A 20,246-nucleotide genomic window follows, 5' to 3' on the forward strand; every position below is an offset into this window, starting at 1 on the left:
GGGACCTCATGGTCAGAACAGTTGTCACCCTGGTCGCGGTGTCGGCCGCGGCCGCCCTGCTCACCGGCTGCGGTGGGCGCCAGGACACTCCGGCGGCCGACGGCGGCGGCGAGGTGACCTGTGAGGTGAAGCAGGACACCAGGATCGGCATCGCCACCGGCAACGCCACCGGCGTGTACTTCGCGCTCGGCAACGCCTACGCCGAGCAGGTCTCGGCCGCCACCGACGGCACCGTCAAGGCGACCGCCGCCGAGACCGGCGCGTCGGTGCAGAACATCCAGCAGGTCGTCGGCGGCACCTACCAGGTGGGATTCTCGCTGGCCGACACCGCCGCCGACGCGGTCCAGGGCAAGGGCAGCTTCACCGGCGCGCAGCCCGTGCGCGCGCTGGCGCGGCTCTACGACAACTACACCCAGGTGCTCGTGCGCACCGACGCGGGCATCAATTCCCTCGCCGACCTGCGCGGCAAGCGGGTGTCCACCGGATCGCCCAAGTCGGGCACCGAGGTGATCGCCCAGCGGGTGCTGCAAGCCGCCGGGCTCAACCCCGACACCGACGTCTCCGCACAGCGGCTCGACCTGACCAAGACCGTCGACGGGCTCAAGGACGGCTCGATCGACGCCATGTTCTGGTCCGGTGGCCTGCCGACGCCCGGCATCACCGACCTGTTCACCACCGCCAGGGACAAGGTGCGCTTCCTCGACATCACCGGTGTGCTGCCGAAGCTGAAGGAGATCAACCCGGTCTACGAGACCGCGCCCATCCCGGCCGCCACCTACGGCCTCCCCGCCGACGTCCCCACCATCGTGGTGCCGAACCTGCTCGTCGTCCGCGAGGACCTCGACGCGAACCTGGCCTGCGTGCTCACCAAGACGCTGCTGGACCGCAAACCGCAGCTGGAACAGGCGAACCCGGCCGCCAAGGGTATCGACGCCGCCACCGCGAGCAAGACCGCGCCGGTACAGCTGCACCGCGGATCCGAGGTCGCGCTCGGCTGATCCGGCCGGTCGCGGCCCGATCCGGGAACAAGGGTCGGCGTGGGGCCGTTGTGCGTCGTATGACCGAGGCTGTGCACCGTGATGACCGCTGGCTGGGCGAGGACCTGGACCTCGACGCCTACCTGACCAGGATCGGCTACGAGGGGCCGCGCACGGCCACCGTCGACACCCTGCACGCCTTGGTCCGCGCCCACACCACCACGATCCCGTTCGAGAATCTGGAGATCATCTTCGGGCGCGGCATCCCCCTGGACCTGGACGCCTTGCAGGACAAGCTGATCCGGCGCCGTCGCGGCGGCTACTGTTTCGAGAACGCGGGCCTGTTCGCGGCCGCGCTGGAACGCTTCGGGTTCGGCGTCTCCGGGCTGAGCGGACGGGTCACCTACGGCGCGCTGGCCACCGGGGCGCTGCGCCCGGCGACCCACGCCCTGCTGCGGGTGACCACGCCCGAGGACGAGCGCGTGTGGATCTGCGACGTGGGCTTCGGCTTCGGCCCGCTCGCGCCCTACGAACTGGTCGACGGGCGCGGCGAATTCACGCTCGGCGACTGGCACTACCGCCTGGAACGGCGCGTCGACGACACCGACGGCGACCTGTGGGTGCTGTTCCAGCGCAGCCACGAGGGCTGGATCGACCGCTACACCTTCACCGAGAACCCGCAGTACCGCATCGACTGGGCCGTCGGCAATCACTTCGTGTCCACCTCGCCGCGCTCGCCGTTCACCACCCGGCCGTTCCTGCAGCGCTTCCTGCCCGAGGTGCATCACGTTCTCGACGACGTGACCCTGACCACCGAATACCCGGACGGCACCGCGCGATCACGCGAACTCGAGCCCGGCGAGCTGCCGAAGGTGCTGGCCGAGATCTTCGACATCGACCTGGACGAATCCGACACGCAGACGCTCGTGGCGATGCCGTGGAGAACCGTCTGACCTCACGCTGATCGACCGCTGACACGGCACGGCGGTTTGCTTCCCCGGTGTCACTACGGCAAATTGGTGGTTACTTGCCGGGAAACATTACCCCGATATCGACACGGGGTCCGATGTGTTGGGGTCCTTCGTGCCGAAAGTTCAGTCCGCGTCCACGCGCGCGCCGGAGACGGCGCTCGCTCGCGACGCCGCCGCCGGACGGCGACAGGACCTGGACGGGCTGCGTGGTGTCGCGATCGCGCTGGTCGTCGCCTTCCACGTGTGGGCGGGACGGGTCTCCGGCGGCGTCGACGTGTTCCTCGTGCTCTCGGGCTTCTTCTTCACCGGCGCCGTCGTGCGCGGGGTGGAGCGGCGCGGCGGGCTCGCGGCGGGCGAGACGATGCGGCGCACCGCGCGCCGGTTGACGCCCTCGCTGGTGGTCGTCCTGGCCGCCATCGCGGTCGCGACGATCGCTCTGCGGCCCTACACCCAGCTGGGGGAGACGGCCGCCCAGACGCTGAGCTCGATGTTCTACTTCCAGAACTGGTACCTGGCCACGGCCGAACTCGACTATCTCGCGCCGGACCCGTCGGTGAGCCCGCTGCAGCACCTGTGGTCGATGTCGGTGCAGGGGCAGTTCTATCTGCTGATCCTGGTGGTGCTGGCCGGGTGGGCCTGGCTGCGCGGGCGCGGGCTGGTCGGGCGGCCCGCGCTGCTGGTCGCCCTGGTCGGCGGCGGGGCGCTCTCGTTCGCCTACGCCACCTTCGGGTCGGCGCACCACCAGGCCTGGACCTACTACGACAGCGGCGCGCGGGCCTGGGAGCTGCTGGCCGGCGCCGCGCTGGCCGTCGCCGCGCCGTGGCTGCGGCTGCCCCGGCTGCTGGCCGGCCCCGCGGCCGCGCTCGGCCTGCTGATGGTGCTCGCGTGCGGTCCGCTCTTCGACGGCGCCCATCAGTTCCCCGGCGTCGCCGCGCTGTGGCCGGTGGCCGCCGCCTGCCTGGTGATCGCCTCGGGGTTCGGCGTCGCCGGGGCGTCGGCGTGGCCGCACCGGGTGCTGGGCGGCCGGGTCTGTACCGAACTCGGCGCGATCGCGTATCCGCTGTACCTGTGGCACTGGCCGATCCTCATCTTCTATCTCGCCGAATCGGGCCGTGCCTACGCCGGACTGGTCGACGGCCTGGTGGTGATCGGGGTCTCGCTGGTCGCGGCCTACGCCACCACCCACCTGATCGAGACGCCCCTGCGCCTGCCGCCGCGCGGCCAGGAGGTCGTGGCGCGGCCGCCGCGGCCCGCCGCCGGGCTGGTGGTCACCGTGCTCACCGTCGCCGTGCTGATCTCGGCGGTGGGCTGGCAGGTCGTGTTGCGCGCCAATCCGGCCGTGCCGCCGCAGGCGCTCGACGCCGACCGGTACCCGGGCGCCGCCGCGCTGCTCTCGGGCGCCGACTATCCCCGGGAACCGATGCGTCCCACGGTCTTCGAGGGCCAGGCCGACACCCCGCCGCCCACCACCGACGGCTGCATCACGCCCAACCGCGAGGTCCGCACCTGCGTCTACGGCGACCCCGCCGGGGCCCGCACCATCGCCGTGGTCGGCGGATCGCACTCCGAGCACTGGATTCCCGCGATGGAACTGCTCGGCGCCGAGCACGGGATCCGGATCGTCTCCTACCTGAAGGAAGGCTGTCCGGTCGTGCTCGCCGACGAGCCGTCCTACGCCGACTGGCCCTTTCCCGAATGCCACGAATGGTCGCGTGAGGTGCTCGATCGGCTCGTCGCCGAGCCGCCGGACTGGGTGCTCACCCTGTCCACCCGCTATCGCAAGGACGGCCTCGGCGACGAGGTGCCCGGGGAGTACCTCGAGGTGTGGTCGGCGCTGCAGGAGCGCGGCATGAACGTGCTCGCGCTGCGCGACACCCCGCGCCTGCGTCGCGACGGCGTGCTCTACCGCGCCACCGACTGCCTCGCGCACCGCGGCGATGCCGACAGCTGCGGGCTCGACCGCGCGGCGGCACTGGACGCCGTCGATCCGGCGCGGGAACCGGCGGCCGGGTATCCGAACGTGCACCTGCTCGACCTGTCCGACGCCGTCTGCCGACCGCAGCGCTGCCGGGTGGTCGAGGGCAACGTCCTGATCTATCGCGACGAACACCATCTGACCGCCAGTTACGCCCGCTCGCTCGCCCCCGAGCTCGGCAGGCAGATCGCCGCGATCACCGGCTGGTGGTAGCGCGCTGGGCCGCCGACGTCGGCGGGTGCGGCTACCCTCGGTCGCGTGCGCATCCTCCGCAAGACACCGGTCCTGCTCCTCGCGCTCGCCCTGTTGCCGGTCGCCTGTTCGACCGGACCCGATCAACCCGAAACCGTCGCCGAGGCCTTCGCGGCCGCGCTGAGCAGCGGTGACGCGGCCGCCGCCGCGGCACTCACCGACGCGCCCGAGCAGGCAGGACCCGCTCTGACCACGCTGTTCGAGAACCTCGGCAAGAACGACACCGTCCGGGTGTCGGGCACCGACGACAACGGCTTCACCCTCGAATCCACCTGGAAGCTCGGGCCGGACGGCCGCGACGAGTGGACCTACACCAGTACCGGGACCGCCGCCGACGACAACGGCTGGAAGGTCGACTGGAACCCTGCCACCGTCGCGCCCGGCCTCGATCTGGGCCCGCTCAGCTACAGCCCGGTCTATCCGCGGCCCGCACGCGTGCTCGACGCGACCGGCGGCGAGCTGATGACCCAGCAGGTGGTGACCCTGGTGCAGGTCGCGCCCGACGCCGACCTGCCCGCGCTCGCCGCGCTGCTCGCGCCGCACGGCGTCACCGAGGCGGGCCTGCGCGCGGATCTGGCCGCGGCACAGGGGAAATCGATCACCGCCGTCGCGTTGCGCGCGGCCGACATCGCGCCCGTCCAGCAGCCGCTGAGCGAGGTGCGTGGCGTGACCCTCGCCCCGCAGCACCGCCTGCTCACCGTCGACAAGAGCCTGGCCGGACCCACCACCGCCGGCCTGGCCGAACTGTGGCAGCAGGAGGCCGACGCGGCCGCGGGCTGGGCCGTGCGCGCGCAGACCCCGCAGGGCACCCAGCGCATCGCCGGCCCCGACGCCACCCCGACGGCCGACATCGCCAGCACCGTCGACATCGACCTGCAGAACGCCGCCGAGGCCGCTCTCACCCCGCTGGAGCAGCCCGCCGCGATCGTCGCGCTGCGTCCGTCGAGCGGCGAGGTGCTCGCGGTCGCGCAGAACGCGCCCGCCGACGCGCAGGGCCCGATCGCGCTGACCGGCCTCTACCCGCCGGGGTCGACGTTCAAGACCGTCACCGTCTCGGCCGCGCTGCAGGCGGGCGGGGTGAACATCGACACCGTGCTGCCGTGCCCCGGCCGCGCCACCATCGAAGGACGCACCATCCCCAACGACGACGAGTTCGATCTCGGGCAGGTACCGCTGCACACCGCCTTCGCGCGCTCGTGCAACACCACGATGGCCGAACTCGGGGTCCGACTGCCTCCCGACGGGCTCACCACGGCCGCCGCGCAACTCGGACTCGGTGTGGATTATGTGACACCCGGCTTGACGACCGTCACGGGGAAGGTTCCGCCCGCGCAGAATTCGGCGCAGCAGGTCGAGTCGAGCATCGGGCAGGGCAGCGTCACCGCCTCGCCGTTCGGCATGGCGCTCGTCGCCGCCTCGCTCGCGCACGGCTCCGCTCCCGCCCCGGCCATCGTGCGCGGCAGGCCCGGCACCGCCGACAAGCCGCCGACGCCGGTACCCGCCGCGGTGACGTCGCAGATAGAGACCATGATGGGCGAGACCGTGAGCGCCGGAACCGCCACCGCGCTGCGCGACATCCCCGGCCTGCTCGGCAAGACCGGCACCGCCGAATACCTCGACGACAAGCACGCGCACGGCTGGTTCGTCGGCATCGACGGCGACCTCGCCTTCGCGGTCTTCGTCGCCGACGCGGGCAGCTCGGGACCCGCGGTGGAGGCCGCCGGACGGATGCTGCGGGCGAAACAATGATCTATGTCACGCTCGGTGGGCGGGCAATACCCACGCTGCCGCACGCTGCCCGCGTCAGGGCAGCTACACTCGTCCGCGGGCCATATCCATGGTCAATACGCGGGATGTCACAATTTCGAGAAGGTTCGGAGTAGGCGCCATCGATACCGGTCAGAAGATCGCGGAGCATTACCGCCTGGTCGAGCGTATTGGTAGCGGCGGCACAGGCGTTGTATGGCGTGCTGTCGACGAACGCCTCCAACGCTCCGTGGCTGTGAAGCAGATCCACATCAAGCCAAGCCTGCCCGAGGGCGAGCGGGATGTCTTGCGCCAGCGCGCGATTCGGGAAGCCCGCAACGCGGCACGCTTCCAGCACCCCAACGCCATCGTGGTCTTCGACATCACCGAGCACAACGGTGATCCGTGCCTGGTCATGGAGTACCTCAAGTCGGTGAGTCTCGCGGCGGAGCTGGGCCAGAAGGGCCCGCTGCCGCTGACCGAGGTCGCCCGCATCGGTGAGCAGGTCGCGTCCGCGCTGATCGCAGCCCACCAGGCCGGTCTCGTGCACCGCGACGTGAAGCCGGGCAACATCCTGCTCGGCGAGCACGGCGAGGTGAAGATCACCGACTTCGGCATCTCCCGCGCCGCCGGTGACGTCACCCTCACCGAGACGGGCCTGATCTGCGGCACCGCCGCGTACCTGGCCCCCGAGGTGGCCCGCGGCGCCGACCCGACGCCCGCCGCCGACGTGTTCGCGCTCGGCGCGACGCTGTTCCACGCCCTCGAGGGCGAACCGCCCTACGGCGCCAACGCCAATCCGCTGGCCGTGCTCTACGCCGCCGCCAACGGCCAGGTGCGCGAGCCACGCAACGCGGGCCCGGCCACCGACTTCCTGCTCGACCTGCTCAGCCCGGAACCGCTGGACCGGCCGACGATGACCGAGTCGCGGCACGCGCTGGCCGCGTTCGCCGACGCCGACGCGGTGCCCGCCGGGTTCGTCCCGGCCAGCGAGGCCTACGGCCGCCGCAACTCCGCCGCCGCCACCCAGGTGATCCGCCAGTCCGGGAACCGGGCCTCGCACGCGGGCGCGTCCACCGCGACGACCAGGCAGATCCGCTCGACCAACCCCCCGCGTCCGCAGGTCCGCCACGACACCGCGGCGCACCCGCCGACGGCCGCCCAGCCCGCCCCCGCGCCGCGCAAGCCCGCGGGCAAGGGACGCGCGGTGCTGATCGGTTCCGGCGTCGGCGCGGTGGTCGCCGCGATCGCCGTCGCCATCAGCGCCATGAACGGCTCGGACTCGGATTCGCCGCAGGTGCAGGCGAATCCGTCGACCTCGGTGCAGGCGTCCGCTGGCCCCGCGTCCAGCGGCGCCGCCACCCCGGCCGCGCTCGGGCAGACCACCAACACCGGGACCGTCGACATCGGTTCGGCGGGCCTGCTGGTGGAGAACTTCTTCAGCGATCCGGCCGGATCCTGGTCGCTGCTCACCCCGGCGGCGCAGAAGGTCTACGGCAGCGAGTCCGCGTTCCGCCAGTACTGGGCCGATCGCACGATCACCTCGTTCGCCAGCATCACCGCGGTCAGCGGCAACAACGCCGACGGGTCCACCGACATGCGCCTGGCCAGCATCACCATCAACGGCCAGACCAAGGCCATGGTCATGCGGGTGGTGAACTCCGGCGGCAGTCTGCGCATCGACGGCGACACCCGCTGATTCTGTGGCGTGCGTCGCACGAACGACGATCCGGTGACGGACCCGGCGCGATCATCGCGCCGGGTCCGTCGTCTTCGGCGGGATGTGCCGGAAAAGCGGTGGCGGGCGACCGATAGTCTGGTAGCTGACCTGAGCCCACCACAGACAGGACCGCACGCCGCTATGACTTCCCGCATCGAGCTCGCCCGCGTCGATCTGCGCGGTCGTACTCCGTCCACCGCCGAGCTGCGCACCGCGCTGCCGCGGGGCGGGGTCGACGTCGACTCGGTGCTGCATCATGTGCGGCCGGTCGTCGAGGACATCCGCGACCGGGGCGTCGAGGCCGCGCTGGACTACAGCGAGAAGTTCGACGGCGTGCGCCCCGCCGCGGTGCGGGTGCCCGTCGCCGAGCTGGCCAGAGCGCTCGAGGAGCTCGACCCGGCCGTGCGCGCCGCGCTCGAGGTCGCGATCGAGCGGACCAGGAAGGTGCACGCCGATCAGCGGCGCACCGACACCGTCACCGAGGTGGTGCCCGGCGGCACCGTCACCGAGAAGTGGGTGCCGGTGGAGCGGGTCGGGCTGTACGTGCCCGGTGGCAATGCCGTCTACCCGTCCTCGGTCGTGATGAACGTGGTCCCGGCCCAGGCCGCCGGCGTGGACTCGCTGGTCGTCGCCTCGCCGCCGCAGGCCCAGTTCGGCGGACTGCCACACCCGACCATCCTGGCCGCGGCCGCGCTGCTCGGCGTCGACGAGGTGTGGGCCGTCGGCGGCGCGCAGGCCGTGGCGCTGCTGTCCTACGGCGGCACCGACACCGACGGCGCCGCACTGGCGCCGGTCGACCTCATCACCGGCCCCGGCAACATCTACGTCACCGCCGCCAAGCGGCTGTGCCGCGGCCTGGTCGGCATCGACGCCGAGGCCGGCCCCACCGAGATCGCCGTGCTCGCCGACGCCACCGCCGATCCGGTGCACGTGGCCGCCGACCTGATCAGCCAGGCCGAGCACGACGTGCTCGCCGCGAGCGTGCTCGTCACCGACTCGGTGGCGCTGGCCGACGCGGTCGACGCAGCGCTCAACGCCCAGCTCGCCGTGGTCAAGCACGACGCGCGCGTGCGGGAAGCGCTGAGCGGCAAGCAGTCCGGCACCGTCCTGGTCGACGACATCGACCAGGGCCTGCGCGTCGTCGACGCCTACGCCGCCGAACACCTCGAGATCCAGACCGCCGACGCCGCCGCGGTGGCGGCGCGGGTGCGCAGCGCGGGCGCGATCTTCGTCGGGCCGTGGGCGCCGGTGAGCCTGGGCGACTACTGCGCGGGCTCCAACCACGTGCTGCCCACCGCGGGCTGCGCGCGGCACTCCTCGGGCCTGAGCGTGCAGACCTTCCTGCGCGGCATCCACATCGTGGAGTACACCGAGGCGGCGCTGAAGGATGTCGCCGGACACGTCGTGGCCCTGGCCAACGCCGAGGACCTGCCGGCGCACGGCCAGGCCGTGCGGGCGCGTTTCGAGGCGCTGTCATGAGCGCCCCCACCGTCCCCGGCGCGTCGGCGACCCTGGACCAGCTGCCCCTGCGCGAGAACCTGCGCGGCAAATCCCCGTACGGCGCACCGCAATTGACGGTGCCGGTGCAGCTCAACACCAACGAGAACCCGCACCCGCCGAGCCGGGCCCTGATCGACGACGTCGCCGAGTCGGTCCGCGCGGCCGCCGCCGACCTGCACCGGTACCCGGATCGCGACGCGGTCGCGCTGCGCCACGATCTGGCCGAGTACCTGACCCGCCAGACCGGCGTCCCCGTCGACACCACCAACGTGTGGGCGGCCAACGGCTCCAACGAGATCCTGCAGCAGCTGCTGCAGGCCTTCGGCGGGCCCGGCCGCAGCGCGCTGGGTTTCGTGCCCTCCTACTCGATGCACCCGATCATCTCCGAGGGCATCGATACGGAGTGGATCGAGGCCAAGCGCAGCGGTGACTTCTCCCTCGACATCGACTACGCCGTCGCCCAGATCGCCGAACGCCGCCCCGACGTGGTGTTCGTGACCAGCCCGAACAACCCGACCGGACACAGCATTCCGATCGCGGAGCTCGAGCGGCTGCTGGCCGCGGCGCCCGGCATCGTCGTCGTGGACGAGGCCTACGGCGAGTTCTCGGCGGCGCCGAGCGCGATCACCCTGATCGACCGGTTCCCGACGAAGCTGGTGGTCACCCGCACGATGAGCAAGGCGTTCGCCTTCGCGGGCGGCCGCCTCGGCTACCTGGCCGCCTCGCCCGCGGTGATCGACGCGATCCTGCTGGTGCGGCTGCCGTACCACCTGTCGGTGGTCACCCAGGCCGCCGCGCGGGCCGCGCTGCGCCACGCCGACGAGACCCTCGGCAGCGTGGCGGAACTGGCGGCCCAGCGCGACCGGGTCGCCGCCGCGCTCACCGAGCAGGGTTTCCAGGTGATCCCCAGCGACGCCAACTTCGTGCTGTTCGGCCGGTTCACCGACGCGGCTGCCGCCTGGCAGCACTACCTCGACGCGGGGGTGCTCATCCGCGACGTCGGCATCCCCGGGTACCTGCGCGCCACCGTCGGGCTCGCCGCGGAGAACGACGAGTTCCTGCGGGTGAGCCGCGACATCGCCGGCACCGACCTCACGTCCTGACGAATTCCCCTGTGGAGGAACACATCATGAGCAGAACCGCACGGGTGGAACGGGTCACCAAGGAATCGTCGATCCTGGTGGAACTCGACCTCGACGGCACCGGGCAGACCGAGATCTCCACCGGCGTCCCGTTCTACGACCACATGCTGACCGCGCTGGGCCAGCACGGCGGATTCGACCTGGTCGTGCGCGCCGAGGGCGACATCGAGATCGAGGCGCACCACACCGTCGAGGACACCGCCATCGTGTTCGGCCAGGCGCTGGGCAAGGCGCTGGGCGACAAGAAGGGCATCCGCCGCTTCGGCGACGCGTTCATCCCGATGGACGAGACCCTCGCGCACGCCGCCGTCGACGTGTCGGGGCGGCCGTACTGCGTGTTCACCGGCGAGCCGGAACACCTGGTGCACACCATCATTCCGAGCGCGGGCCCGGGCGCGTCGTACTCGACCGTGCTCAACAAGCACGTGTTCGAGTCGATCGCGCAGAACGCGCGCATCGCGCTGCACGTGCGGGTGCTCTACGGCCGCGACCAGCACCACATCACCGAGGCCGAGTTCAAGGCCGTGGCGCGGGCGCTGCGGGCCGCCGTCGAGATCGACCCGCGGGTCAGCGGCGTTCCGTCGACGAAGGGTGTGCTGTGAAATCCGTCGTGCTGCTGGACTACGGCTCCGGCAACCTGCACTCCGCCGAGCGCGCGCTGGTCCGGGCCGGCGCGCAGGTGGAGGTCACCGCCGACCCGCAGGCCGCGCTGGCCGCCGACGGGCTGGTCGTGCCCGGTGTCGGCGCGTACGCGGCGTGCATGGCCGGGCTGCTCGCGGTGCGCGGTGACCGGATCATCGGTCAGCGGCTGGCGGGCGGACGTCCGGTCCTCGGCATCTGCGTCGGCATGCAGATCATGTTCGACCGCGGTGTGGAGTTCGACGTGGAGACCGAGGGCTGCGGGGAATGGCCGGGCACCGTCGCCCGCCTCGACGCGCCCGTCCTCCCGCACATGGGCTGGAACACGGTCAAGGCGCCCGGCGACAGCACCCTGTTCGCCGGCATGGACGCCGACACCCGCTTCTACTTCGTGCACTCCTACGCCGCCCAGCAGTGGGAACTGCCCGAGGCCGAACACATCGCGCCGCCCAAGCTGACCTGGGCCGAGCACGGCGTCCCGTTCCTCGCGGCCGTCGAGAACGGTCCGCTGTCGGCCACCCAGTTCCACCCCGAGAAGTCCGGCGACGCCGGAGCCCACCTGCTGCGCAACTGGATCGAGGCGCTGTAGGCGGCTGCCGCCAACCAGACCGTACAGATCATCGCGGATGTATGGTCTGGGGATGACCGCTACACCGCCGCGTCCGAAACACCTCGATTCACCGATGCTGCCCAAGATCTTCAAGATCATGGGCAAGACGCAGGTCTGGGTCTATCGGCGCACCGGCGGCCGGATCGGCGCGAAGTGGCGGGTGGGCGCGGGGTTCCGCAAGCCGGTGCCGACATTGCTGCTCGAGCACCGGGGCCGCAAGTCCGGCACGGTGTACACCACGCCGCTGCTCTATCTCGTCGACGGCGCCGACATCGTCATCGTGGCCTCCCAGGGTGGGCTGTCCACCCACCCGCAGTGGTACCGCAATCTGTGCGCGACCCCGGACACCCATGTGCAGATCGGCCGGACCCGCCATCCCGTCCACGCCGTGACCGCCGACCCCGCCGAGCGCGCCCGGCTGTGGCCGCTGCTCGTCGACCTCTACGCCGACTTCGACCACTACCAGGCCTGGGCCGATCGCGAGATCCCCGTCGTCGTCCTGCGACCGAGGGCCGAGGGCTGACCCGGTAGCGCTGCCGCTCATCCGGCGCGCGGGTCCTCCGCCGTGGATTCGATCGTCGCGCCCGGGGTGTAGTACATCTCGACGACCTGGTCGACGTCGAGGTGGCGATGCCAATGCCCCTTCGGCACGATCACGAATTGCCCTGCGGTGAGCGGGATTCGACGGCGATCGCTGCCGGTGAGGATCTCGACGGTCACGCGGCCACCCAACACCATGAGCAGTTCGTCGGTGTCGGGGTGCAGCTCCCAGTCGGAGGAGTCGAGACGGTCGCCGAAGTACAGGCAGAACTCGCCGTCGTTGAACGTGGCGACGGTCCGGAAGTCGAAGGGATCGAGGTTCGCGGCGACGGCGACAGGGTCGTGGCTACGCATCGGGATGCTCGCTTTCGGTGGACGGCAGGGGCAGATCGGCGAGGAAGTCGCCGAGCGGGGTGGCGCAGGACGACGTGTCGTCCAGCCAGGGAGCGTGTCCGCCGGGGACGACGGCGAGGCGCGCGCCGGGGATCTTCCCGATCGACGGGCGGGCGTGTTCGGGGGACGCGAACACGTCGCGCTCGCCCCAGACGAACAGGACCGGACAGTCGATCCGCGCGAGTTCGGCGTCGGTCAGCACCGTCTCCGGCCGGGGTGCGCGGTCCCGGATCAAGCGGCGCAGCAGGGCCCGGTAGGACGCGGCCTGCCCGGGGAGCCGCAGCGGAAGACTGTGCAGGTCGACGAGATCGTCGGACAGGCGGCGCACGGTGGCGGCACCCAGCGCCTCGGCCAGCGCGGCGCGGGCGAGCACGCGGGGAGCGGGAAGCCGCATCAACACCTCGTCGATCCGGCCGCGCCGGGCGCGCGCGGTGGCGACCATCGCGGCGGTGGGGCGGGTTCCGGGCAGTGCCGTCGCCGGTGCGCCGATGGCCGCGATTCCGGTCACCCGGTGCGGGGCGTCCAGCGCGGTCCAGAGGGAGAACAGGCCGCCCAGCGAACTGCCGACGAGCAGGGAACGCCCGAGGTCGAGGGCGTCCAGGGTGCCGGTCACCACCTCGACAGCCAGGTGGCGCAGTGGCCGGTCCGGCCAGCGGTAGGGCGGGGCGAGGTTGTGTCCGGGCAGGTCGACGAGGATGTGCCGGTAGCCGGGCAACAGGGCGAGTAGAGGTGCGAAGGCCATGGCCGGGGCGCCGATCCCGTTGATCCAGACCACGGGCTCGCCGGGGCCGTCGGTGGTGCGGACCCGCACGCGGACGGCGGGACTTCGTAGTGACAGGGTGCGTTCGGTCGTGCGCAGCCCGGCGGAGTCGGCGACGCGGTGTTCGATGGCCCGCACGCGTGCGGCCAGGGCGGAGGCGGTCATGGAGCTCACTGTGACCGGTGGTCGTCGCCGCCGTCTTGGAGGAAATTTCCCTCAGCGGAGAGCGAGCGCCCCCGGCGTCGTCCCCGCGAACGTCACGATGTCGCGGTGCAGATGGGATTGGTCGACGTAGCCGCAGGCGATGGCGACGTCGGCGGCCGATTCCCCCGCGACCAGCCGATCGAAGGCCCGGCGGAAGCGGACCACCATCGCCGCGCGCTTGGGCGTGACGCCGATCTGATCGGTGAACCGCGACCACAGGCGCTTGTGACTCCAGCCGGTGAGTTCGGTCAGGTCTCCGACCCGCACGTCCCCGCCGTCGGCCAGGATCCGCCGCCAGCACGCGGCGACCTCCGGATCCGGCCGGTGGGGGCTCGCGCCGGCCGCGAGAAAGCGGGTCACGACCTCGAATCGTGCTTCCCACGACGAGGTTTCGGACAGTTGGGCCTGGAGGCGCTCGGCCCGTGCGCCCCAGATCTCGGCGAGCCCGGTCACTCCGCCGTGCAGGTCTCGTGGCGCCACACCGAGCAGTGAGCAGGCCGTGATCGGCGAGAGCCGGATCTCGACGCAGTCGACCCGGTCCGAGCGCAGCTGTGGTGTCCCCGGCGCGATGCCGGCGACCAGCCCGCCGTGTCGCGCGCCCGTGCCGGTGTCGGTGAGGGGACTCTCGCCGACCTGCACGACCATCGTCACCGCGGGCAGGGCGACGATCCGCATGTCCGATCCGGCCGCGGCGCGATCCCGGAACCCGGTCAATGACGCGCCGGCCCATCTCGGGGACCGCGCGCGCACCAGCTCCCATCCACCGTCCAATTCCTGATCGGACATGATCGGCCGCACCCGGCCAGCGTACGAGCGCCGGCTCGGCGACCGCAACGGATCGGGCCGGCCGGTGGGCGACAGGAGCTGAGGGGAGAACTACCGGGCATTGCGCAAATTGTTCGCAATCACTTCGGCAAATTCGTTTCCGCGAATTACACGCGGCAATGCGAAAATGCGAATGCGGTGACGCCTGTCCGGGGCGTCACCGCATTCGGTCCGACCTGAGGGGTGGCCGGAAACTCAGCGCACTCCGATCATTCGGCGGGGGCCTGGAGTTCGCGCGCGCCGAGCAGGGAATCGATGATGTTGAGGCCGCCGCTGGTGAGGCCCTCGAAGGCCGAGCTGCCGGTGTCGAGCAGTTCCAGGCCCGCCAGGGCGGCGGCCGAACCGGTGCCGAGGGTGCCGAGGCCGGCCGAGCCGGTGCCGAGCGCGGCCGAACCGGTGGCCAGCGCGGGAGCGGCGGCGGAACCGGTGGCCCCGGCAGTGCCCGCACCAGCGGCTCCGGCGGCGGCCGAGCCCGCGGCGCCCAGCGCGGCGGAACCGGTGGCGGCGGCCGCCGAGCCGGTGAAGGCGTTCGCGGCGGCGGCCGGGCCGAGCACGGTGACGGCGAGAGCGGCGGCGACGGCGAGGGTCTTGCGAGTCATGAGAATTCCTTTCGACCTGTGAATCACAGGCTGGTAACACGATGGTGCGAGTTGGCGATGCACTCGGTGAGAACCTTCGTGCCGATCGACAGCTCGAAAATTAATCGATGCAGCGACGATTCAGCTAATCGGCAGAGCATGGCGATAATCACTGTTAATTCTTGGAAAACGGAGTGTTTCCGCTGGTGGGCGAATTGTCTCGCGGATCACATCAATGCCTGCGCATCATTGGCAACCGGAATCGCGATGATTCAGCAATTTCCGAGTGGGTGCGGTGCTCAGTCGCGGTCGAGGTGGGCATGGTCGGCGGCGTGAGTGCCTGCCGCCCAGCCCTCGGCGCTGCGGAGGGTGATGCCGCGGGTACGGGTGGTGGGGAAGTAGGTGGCGAAGGCTCGTTCGACGCGGTGGTCGTGCGTGGCGAGCAGCGGGAGAAGGGTGGTGGGGGAAGGGGATTCGGCCACGGTGGTGGTGGCCGCTTCGGTGAGGCGGTCGCCGATGCGGGTGGCGTAGGCGGTGAGGAAGGCCTTGCGGTAGGCCCTGGTCCGGGCCTCCTCGGTGTCGGCGGCGGTCTCGATCATCGTCCTGGTGGCCTGGACGAGCAGGGAGGTCGAGAGGAGCTCGACGGCGTCGAGGTCGGGCTCGTCGCCGACGACGGTGACGAAACCCCAGTCGGCGACGAAGATCGCGCGGCACCGGTTCGCGCGGGCGACCCGGTCGACGAGCAGCGCCTTGGCGTCGGTGTAGGGGGTGTCGAGCCAGAGGCGCCGCGCGGTGGGCAGGTCGGGCTCGACCGCGGCGGAGGTCAGGAGCACGCGGTCGATCGCGTACTTGGTCATCAGCTCCTGCGCCTTGGCCGACAGGGTCTCGGCCTCCTCCGGAAACGCGGTGGACTCGGCCTTCGCGAGCAGCCCGCGCACCCGGCCGAGCGTCTTCTCGTCGACGTGCCGCGCCGGAGCGGCACCGCGTCGGGTTGTGCCGGGCAGCGGGCGGATCGGCGCGAGCCGTGGCAGCCGTAGCAGCAGCGCCAGCGCCCGCACGACCGAGGTCAGGGCCTCCTCGGCGGTCAGCAGCGCGCGGTCGGCCCACGCGGGTGGATGCGCGCCCGTCCACCAGACCGTCGCGCCGAGCGCGTCGAGCTGGGCCTGCCAGGTCTCGTCCACGGCGTCGGCGGCGAACCCGGCGCGGTGTTCGGCCATCAGATCGGTCAGGTAGGCGAGGGCGAAGGTGTCGAGTCGGCGGCGGGCCGCCTGGTGGATGTCGTCCGGGAGCCAGCCCTGCGCGAAGGCGTGGGCGAGCAGACGGCGGCTCGCGAGCTCGACGCCCTCGATGACCGGCGCGGTGAGCCGCCCGGAGTCGGCCAGCTGGTCGACGAACTGCCGTGTCGCGGCCGCGTCGTCCTGGGCGGCCGCCGTCGCGACGCCCTCGGCGACGCGCACCGGGTCCGCCAGCGCGTCGGCGTCGAGCAGGAGGGCGGGGTTCGAGACGGCGCGGCGTCCGGTGCGTCGTCGCCGATTCTGTTTGCCCACCTGTCCCGGTGTCCTCTCGATCGTCCGCTGCCGACGGCCCGGTCTCCCGCGGCCGAGGTCGCACCCATTGTCGCGACCGCGCGCTCGGCGACGGTACCCGGCGTGGCGCGCACCAGCGGTGCGGCCCGAGACCCTCGGCGGACCTGGCGGATTGGATTCCCGGGCAAGGGAATCCATCCGAGAACAGTGTTCGGCCCGGCGGGCGGGGCTTACAGTGATCGGCATGAGCTATCGGGGGATGCTGGCCCAGGAACGCGCGGAACTGATCGAGCTACTGCGGGGACTGACCGACGAGGAATGGGAGACGCCCTCGCTGTGCGCGGGCTGGCGGGTACGCGATGTGGTGGGCCATCTGCTCACCGACACCCTCGGTCCCGTCGACTACGCGGCCGCGGCGGTGCGCCACCGCGGCTCGGTCGACCGCATCAACAACGCGCTCGCCGCCTCGTTCGCCCACCTGCCGACCGCGCAGCTGGTGCACATGTTCGAACACGACTCGGGGCGGCTGTCGCGCTACTCGCCGCGGCTGATGCTGTCGGACCTGCTGGTGCATCAGCAGGACATCCGCCGCCCGCTGAACCGGCCGCGCGCCATTCCGGCCGACCGGCTCACCGCCGTGCTGTCCTATCCCGACCCGTTCGCCTTCCCAGGGCGGCGCACCAGGGGACTGCGCTTCGTCGCTACCGACGTCGACTGGTCGTGGGGCGACGGGCCCGAGGTCCGCGGGCCGGGTGAGGCCATCGCGCTCGCCGTCGTCGGCCGCGCCGTCGTGCTGGACGAGCTCACCGGCGGCGGGGTTCCCGAACTGCGCCGCCGCTCGAGCTGACCGCGCGGGAGTGACACAGCGCTCAGCGGCGTGGACCGGTGCGCGGAGCGGGACTCCAGACCTACTAGTCTGATCACGTGAGTCTTGTGCTGTTGCCCGCGGTCGATGTCGCCAATGGGGAGGCCGTGCGCCTCGTGCAGGGGGAGGCCGGTAGCGAAACCGGGTACGGGTCCCCGCGCGATGCCGCGCTGGCCTGGCAGCAGGCCGGCGCCGAATGGGTGCACCTGGTGGACCTGGACGCCGCGTTCGGCAAGGGCAGCAACCGCGAACTGATCGCCCAGGTGATCGGTGAACTCGACGTCAAGGTGGAACTGTCCGGCGGGATCCGCGACGACGACTCGCTGAAGGCGGCCCTGGCCACCGGCTGCGCGCGCGTGAACATCGGCACCGCCGCGATCGAGGACCCGCAGTGGTGCGCCCGCGTGCTCGGCGAATACGGCGACCGGGTCGCCGTCGGCCTCGACGTCAAGCAGATCGACGGCGAATGGCGGCTGCGCGGCCGCGGCTGGGTGACCGACGGCGGCGACCTGTGGGAGGTGCTCGAGCGCCTCGAACGCGACGGCTGCGCGCGCTACGTCGTCACCGACGTCTCCAAGGACGGCACCCTGACCGGCCCCAACCTCGACCTGCTGAGCCAGGTGGCCAATGCCGCCGAGGCGCCGGTGGTGGCCTCCGGTGGCATCTCGGTGCTCGACGACCTCGTCGCGATCGCCGGCCTCGCCGAGGACGGCGTGGAGGGCGCGATCATCGGCAAGGCGCTGTACGCGGGCCGGTTCACCCTGCCCGAGGCCCTGGCCGCGGTGCGCTGACGCCCACGATGACCGCCGCGCCGAGCACCGCCGAACTGACCGACCTGCTGGCCATCGCCACCCAGGTCCTGGACGGGACCGTCCCCCGCTTCGTCGAGGGCATCGGCGCGCCGAGCGCGGTCACCAAGGGCCGCAACGACTTCGCCACCGAACTCGACCTCGAACTCGAACGCACCATCTCCGCCGAGCTGCACCAGCGCACCGGCATCGCGGTGCACGGCGAGGAATTCGGCGGCCCCGCGCTCACCTCGGGCACGGCCTGGGTGCTCGACCCGATCGACGGCACCTTCAACTACTCCTCCGGGCACCCGATGTCGGGCACGCTGCTCGCGCTCGTGCACGAGGGCGAGCCGGTGATCGGGCTGACCTGGCTGCCGCTGCTCGGTCGCCGCTACGACGCCGTCGCCGGCGGGCCGGTGCGGCTCGACGGGGCGGTACTGCCGCCGCTGCGGCCGGGCAAGCTGGCCGACGCGATGATCGGCTTCGGCGCGTTCAACGTCGACTCGGCGGGCCGCATCCCCGGCCAGTTCCGGTTCGACCTGCTCGGCGCGCTCAGCAGGCTCTCCTCGCGGGTGCGCATGCACGGCGCCACCGGCATCGACCTGGCCTTCACCGCCTCCGGCACGCTCGGCGGCGCGGTGGTGTTCGGCCACCATCCCTGGGACAACGCGGCCGGGGTCGCGCTGGTGCGGGCCGCGGGCGGCGTGGTGACCGACCTGGCGGGCGCGCCGTGGACGATCACCTCCGGCTCGGTACTGGCGGCCGCGCCCGGCGTGCACGAAGAACTTTTGGACATGATCCTGACGGTCAGCGACGAAGAACGAGGATGAACACGATGACAGCGCGCACCGACACGACGGCGCCGAGCACCCTGGCCGTCCGCGTGATCCCGTGCCTCGACGTCGACGCGGGCCGCGTGGTCAAGGGTGTCAACTTCCAGAACCTGCGCGACGCGGGCGATCCGGTCGAACTCGCCGCCACCTACGACGCCCAGGGCGCCGACGAGCTGACCTTCCTCGACGTCACCGCCTCCACCGGCGACCGCGGCACCATGCTCGACGTGGTGACCCGCACGGCCGAGCAGATCTTCATCCCGCTCACCGTCGGCGGCGGCGTGCGCACCGTCTCCGACGTCGACCGGCTGCTGCGCGCGGGCGCGGACAAGGTGTCGGTGAACACCGCCGCCATCGCCCGCCCCGAGGTCCTCTCGGAGATGTCGCAGCGCTTCGGTTCGCAGTGCATCGTGCTCTCGGTGGACGCGCGCACCGTGCCCGACGGGCAGCCCGACACCCCGTCCGGCTGGGAGGTCACCACCCACGGCGGCAAGCGCGGCACCGGCATCGACGCGGTGGAATGGGCCATCCGCGGCGCCGAACTCGGCGTCGGCGAGATCCTGCTCAACTCGATGGACGCCGACGGCACCAAGGCCGGGTTCGACCTGCCGATGATCGCCGCCGTCCGCGCCGCGGTCACCGTCCCGGTGATCGCCAGCGGCGGCGCGGGCGCGGTCGAGCACTTCCCGCCCGCCGTGCACGCCGGCGCCGACGCGGTCCTGGCCGCCAGCGTCTTCCACTTCGGCGACCTCACCATCGGCCAGGTGAAGTCGGCGATGCGCGCGGACGGCATCACCGTCCGCTGACACCGATCAGGCCGCGGCGCCGCGCAGGCGGGTGAGCGCGGCGTCGGGCACGATCTCGCGGGGCAGCACGAAACCCTGGGTTCCGGTGGGCTGCACGAAGACCACATCGCCCTGGGTGATGACGCGCTTGATGTCGGCGTAGCGATTGCTGACCTGCCCGCTGGTCTGCCACAGGTGCATCGTGTCGCCGGTGTACCGCACGCTCATCTGGTGGCCCGGCCCCGCGACAGCCGTGAACTTCGGATTCATCCGCGCGAGCTGGACGCCGGTGACGATGGTGACCACGACCAGTTCGAACGCGAGCACGAGGAGGAACGCGCGGGCCATCTCGCCGATCACCGCCTCGCCGCCGTCGGACAGGATCGAGAGGGTGCCCCGGACGAGCAGGAACGCGGGCAGCGCGAGCAGAAAGCCCCATTTCGCGGGAAGCCGCCAGGTGACCAGTGCCGCACCGCGATTGAGCCGGCGGGCGGTGTCGCCGTCGCAGGTGTAGGTGACCTCGATCGGCGCGCCCTGGTGTGAAAACCCTTGGTGCTGCGGATGTCCCACCGGTCGCGACGGCTGGAACGGCTGCTGTGGATTCATGAATCCCC

At 71.7% G+C, this 20,246-nt stretch carries 20 protein-coding genes; 14 read left to right on the forward strand and 6 right to left on the reverse strand.

Annotated elements, in window-relative coordinates; genetic code table 11:
* The first annotated feature begins 8 nt into the window (after nt 1-8).
* The 10 genes from DFR69_RS26510 (at nt 9) to DFR69_RS26555 (ending at nt 12,055) form a co-directional block, all read left to right on the forward strand.
* The gene (locus DFR69_RS26510; protein WP_110040373.1) at nt 9-998 is read left to right on the forward strand and encodes a TAXI family TRAP transporter solute-binding subunit; all 990 of its coding nucleotides are present in this window, start codon (nt 9-11) and stop codon (nt 996-998) included.
* Nucleotides 999-1,057: 59 nt separating this feature from the next.
* Nucleotides 1,058-1,930 carry an arylamine N-acetyltransferase family protein gene (locus tag DFR69_RS26515; protein WP_110040374.1) on the forward strand — a complete coding sequence of 291 codons (873 nt, stop codon included), beginning with the start codon at nt 1,058-1,060 and terminating at the stop codon, nt 1,928-1,930.
* A gap of 130 nt (nt 1,931-2,060) precedes the next feature.
* A complete protein-coding gene (locus tag DFR69_RS26520; RefSeq protein ID WP_110040538.1) occupies nt 2,061-4,136 on the forward strand; it encodes an acyltransferase family protein in 2,076 nt (691 codons plus the stop codon).
* A 45-nt stretch (nt 4,137-4,181) separates the two neighbouring features.
* Entirely contained in the window at nt 4,182-5,924 is a 1,743-nt protein-coding gene (locus DFR69_RS26525; protein WP_110040375.1) for a penicillin-binding transpeptidase domain-containing protein, read from the forward strand.
* Nucleotides 5,925-6,012: 88 nt separating this feature from the next.
* Nucleotides 6,013-7,620 carry a serine/threonine-protein kinase gene (locus tag DFR69_RS26530; protein ID WP_244198475.1) on the forward strand — a complete coding sequence of 536 codons (1,608 nt, stop codon included), beginning with the start codon at nt 6,013-6,015 and terminating at the stop codon, nt 7,618-7,620.
* 162 nt (nt 7,621-7,782) lie between these two features.
* Nucleotides 7,783-9,120, forward strand: coding sequence for a histidinol dehydrogenase (hisD, locus tag DFR69_RS26535; RefSeq protein ID WP_110040376.1), 1,338 nt, complete (start codon nt 7,783-7,785; stop codon nt 9,118-9,120).
* Entirely contained in the window at nt 9,117-10,244 is a 1,128-nt protein-coding gene (locus DFR69_RS26540) for a histidinol-phosphate transaminase (RefSeq protein ID WP_110040377.1), read from the forward strand. The genes hisD and DFR69_RS26540 overlap by 4 nt, the downstream gene beginning before the upstream one ends.
* A gap of 26 nt (nt 10,245-10,270) precedes the next feature.
* Entirely contained in the window at nt 10,271-10,885 is a 615-nt protein-coding gene (hisB, locus tag DFR69_RS26545; RefSeq protein WP_110040540.1) for an imidazoleglycerol-phosphate dehydratase HisB, read from the forward strand.
* A complete protein-coding gene (gene hisH, locus DFR69_RS26550) occupies nt 10,882-11,511 on the forward strand; it encodes an imidazole glycerol phosphate synthase subunit HisH (protein ID WP_110040378.1) in 630 nt (209 codons plus the stop codon). The genes hisB and hisH overlap by 4 nt, the downstream gene beginning before the upstream one ends.
* A 52-nt stretch (nt 11,512-11,563) precedes the next feature.
* A complete protein-coding gene (locus tag DFR69_RS26555; protein ID WP_110040379.1) occupies nt 11,564-12,055 on the forward strand; it encodes a nitroreductase family deazaflavin-dependent oxidoreductase in 492 nt (163 codons plus the stop codon).
* Between the two features lie 17 nt (nt 12,056-12,072).
* Here the strand turns inward: DFR69_RS26555 and DFR69_RS26560 are convergent, their stop codons facing one another.
* From DFR69_RS26560 to DFR69_RS26580, 5 genes are all read right to left on the reverse strand, one after another.
* Nucleotides 12,073-12,426, reverse strand: coding sequence for a cupin domain-containing protein (locus tag DFR69_RS26560; protein WP_110040380.1), 354 nt, complete (start codon nt 12,424-12,426; stop codon nt 12,073-12,075).
* Nucleotides 12,419-13,390: an alpha/beta fold hydrolase gene (locus DFR69_RS26565; protein ID WP_110040381.1), complete on the reverse strand. Its 972-nt coding sequence runs from the start codon at nt 13,388-13,390 to the stop codon at nt 12,419-12,421. Before DFR69_RS26565 ends, DFR69_RS26560 begins: the two co-directional genes overlap by 8 nt.
* 51 nt (nt 13,391-13,441) lie before the next feature.
* Entirely contained in the window at nt 13,442-14,227 is a 786-nt protein-coding gene (locus tag DFR69_RS26570; RefSeq protein ID WP_208644052.1) for an AraC family transcriptional regulator, read from the reverse strand.
* A 236-nt stretch (nt 14,228-14,463) separates the two neighbouring features.
* Nucleotides 14,464-14,853 (reverse strand): hypothetical protein, encoded by a 390-nt coding sequence (locus DFR69_RS26575; protein ID WP_110040382.1) that lies wholly within the window; start codon nt 14,851-14,853, stop codon nt 14,464-14,466.
* Between the two features lie 278 nt (nt 14,854-15,131).
* The gene (locus DFR69_RS26580) at nt 15,132-16,379 is read right to left on the reverse strand and encodes a DUF2786 domain-containing protein (RefSeq protein WP_110040383.1); all 1,248 of its coding nucleotides are present in this window, start codon (nt 16,377-16,379) and stop codon (nt 15,132-15,134) included.
* A 223-nt stretch (nt 16,380-16,602) separates the two neighbouring features.
* On the opposite strand from DFR69_RS26580, the gene DFR69_RS26585 reads away from it, so the two are divergent.
* The 4 genes from DFR69_RS26585 (at nt 16,603) to hisF (ending at nt 19,653) form a co-directional block, all read left to right on the forward strand.
* Nucleotides 16,603-17,205 carry a maleylpyruvate isomerase family mycothiol-dependent enzyme gene (locus DFR69_RS26585; protein ID WP_244198476.1) on the forward strand — a complete coding sequence of 201 codons (603 nt, stop codon included), beginning with the start codon at nt 16,603-16,605 and terminating at the stop codon, nt 17,203-17,205.
* A 77-nt stretch (nt 17,206-17,282) separates the two neighbouring features.
* Nucleotides 17,283-18,014 (forward strand): bifunctional 1-(5-phosphoribosyl)-5-((5-phosphoribosylamino)methylideneamino)imidazole-4-carboxamide isomerase/phosphoribosylanthranilate isomerase PriA, encoded by a 732-nt coding sequence (priA, locus tag DFR69_RS26590; RefSeq protein WP_110040385.1) that lies wholly within the window; start codon nt 17,283-17,285, stop codon nt 18,012-18,014.
* Nucleotides 18,015-18,022: 8 nt separating this feature from the next.
* On the forward strand, nt 18,023-18,844 hold the full coding sequence (locus DFR69_RS26595) for an inositol monophosphatase family protein (RefSeq protein ID WP_110040386.1): 822 nt from the start codon (nt 18,023-18,025) through the stop codon (nt 18,842-18,844).
* A 5-nt stretch (nt 18,845-18,849) separates the two neighbouring features.
* The gene (gene hisF / locus DFR69_RS26600; protein WP_110040542.1) at nt 18,850-19,653 is read left to right on the forward strand and encodes an imidazole glycerol phosphate synthase subunit HisF; all 804 of its coding nucleotides are present in this window, start codon (nt 18,850-18,852) and stop codon (nt 19,651-19,653) included.
* Nucleotides 19,654-19,659: 6 nt separating this feature from the next.
* Here the strand turns inward: hisF and DFR69_RS26605 are convergent, their stop codons facing one another.
* A complete protein-coding gene (locus tag DFR69_RS26605) occupies nt 19,660-20,238 on the reverse strand; it encodes a hypothetical protein (protein ID WP_110040387.1) in 579 nt (192 codons plus the stop codon).
* Between the last annotated feature and the right edge of the window lie 8 nt (nt 20,239-20,246).

Origin of the sequence: Nocardia neocaledoniensis, assembly GCF_003182135.1 — a bacterium.
Taxonomy (GTDB): domain Bacteria; phylum Actinomycetota; class Actinomycetes; order Mycobacteriales; family Mycobacteriaceae; genus Nocardia; species Nocardia neocaledoniensis.

What these genes read in the sequence shown, in the direction of transcription:
- DFR69_RS26510 (WP_110040373.1), top strand. Translation starts at nt 9, where the DNA reads ATGGTCAGAACAGTTGTCACCCTGGTCGCGGTGTCGGCCGCGGCCGCC.
- DFR69_RS26515 (WP_110040374.1), top strand. Translation starts at nt 1,058, where the DNA reads ATGACCGAGGCTGTGCACCGTGATGACCGCTGGCTGGGCGAGGACCTG.
- DFR69_RS26530 (WP_244198475.1), top strand. Translation starts at nt 6,013, where the DNA reads ATGGTCAATACGCGGGATGTCACAATTTCGAGAAGGTTCGGAGTAGGC.
- hisD (WP_110040376.1), top strand. Translation starts at nt 7,783, where the DNA reads ATGACTTCCCGCATCGAGCTCGCCCGCGTCGATCTGCGCGGTCGTACT.
- DFR69_RS26540 (WP_110040377.1), top strand. Translation starts at nt 9,117, where the DNA reads ATGAGCGCCCCCACCGTCCCCGGCGCGTCGGCGACCCTGGACCAGCTG.
- hisB (WP_110040540.1), top strand. Translation starts at nt 10,271, where the DNA reads ATGAGCAGAACCGCACGGGTGGAACGGGTCACCAAGGAATCGTCGATC.
- DFR69_RS26555 (WP_110040379.1), top strand. Translation starts at nt 11,564, where the DNA reads ATGACCGCTACACCGCCGCGTCCGAAACACCTCGATTCACCGATGCTG.
- DFR69_RS26560 (WP_110040380.1), bottom strand. Translation starts at nt 12,426, where the DNA reads ATGCGTAGCCACGACCCTGTCGCCGTCGCCGCGAACCTCGATCCCTTC.
- DFR69_RS26565 (WP_110040381.1), bottom strand. Translation starts at nt 13,390, where the DNA reads ATGACCGCCTCCGCCCTGGCCGCACGCGTGCGGGCCATCGAACACCGC.
- DFR69_RS26575 (WP_110040382.1), bottom strand. Translation starts at nt 14,853, where the DNA reads ATGACTCGCAAGACCCTCGCCGTCGCCGCCGCTCTCGCCGTCACCGTG.
- DFR69_RS26585 (WP_244198476.1), top strand. Translation starts at nt 16,603, where the DNA reads ATGAGCTATCGGGGGATGCTGGCCCAGGAACGCGCGGAACTGATCGAG.
- DFR69_RS26595 (WP_110040386.1), top strand. Translation starts at nt 18,023, where the DNA reads ATGACCGCCGCGCCGAGCACCGCCGAACTGACCGACCTGCTGGCCATC.
- hisF (WP_110040542.1), top strand. Translation starts at nt 18,850, where the DNA reads ATGACAGCGCGCACCGACACGACGGCGCCGAGCACCCTGGCCGTCCGC.
- DFR69_RS26605 (WP_110040387.1), bottom strand. Translation starts at nt 20,238, where the DNA reads ATGAATCCACAGCAGCCGTTCCAGCCGTCGCGACCGGTGGGACATCCG.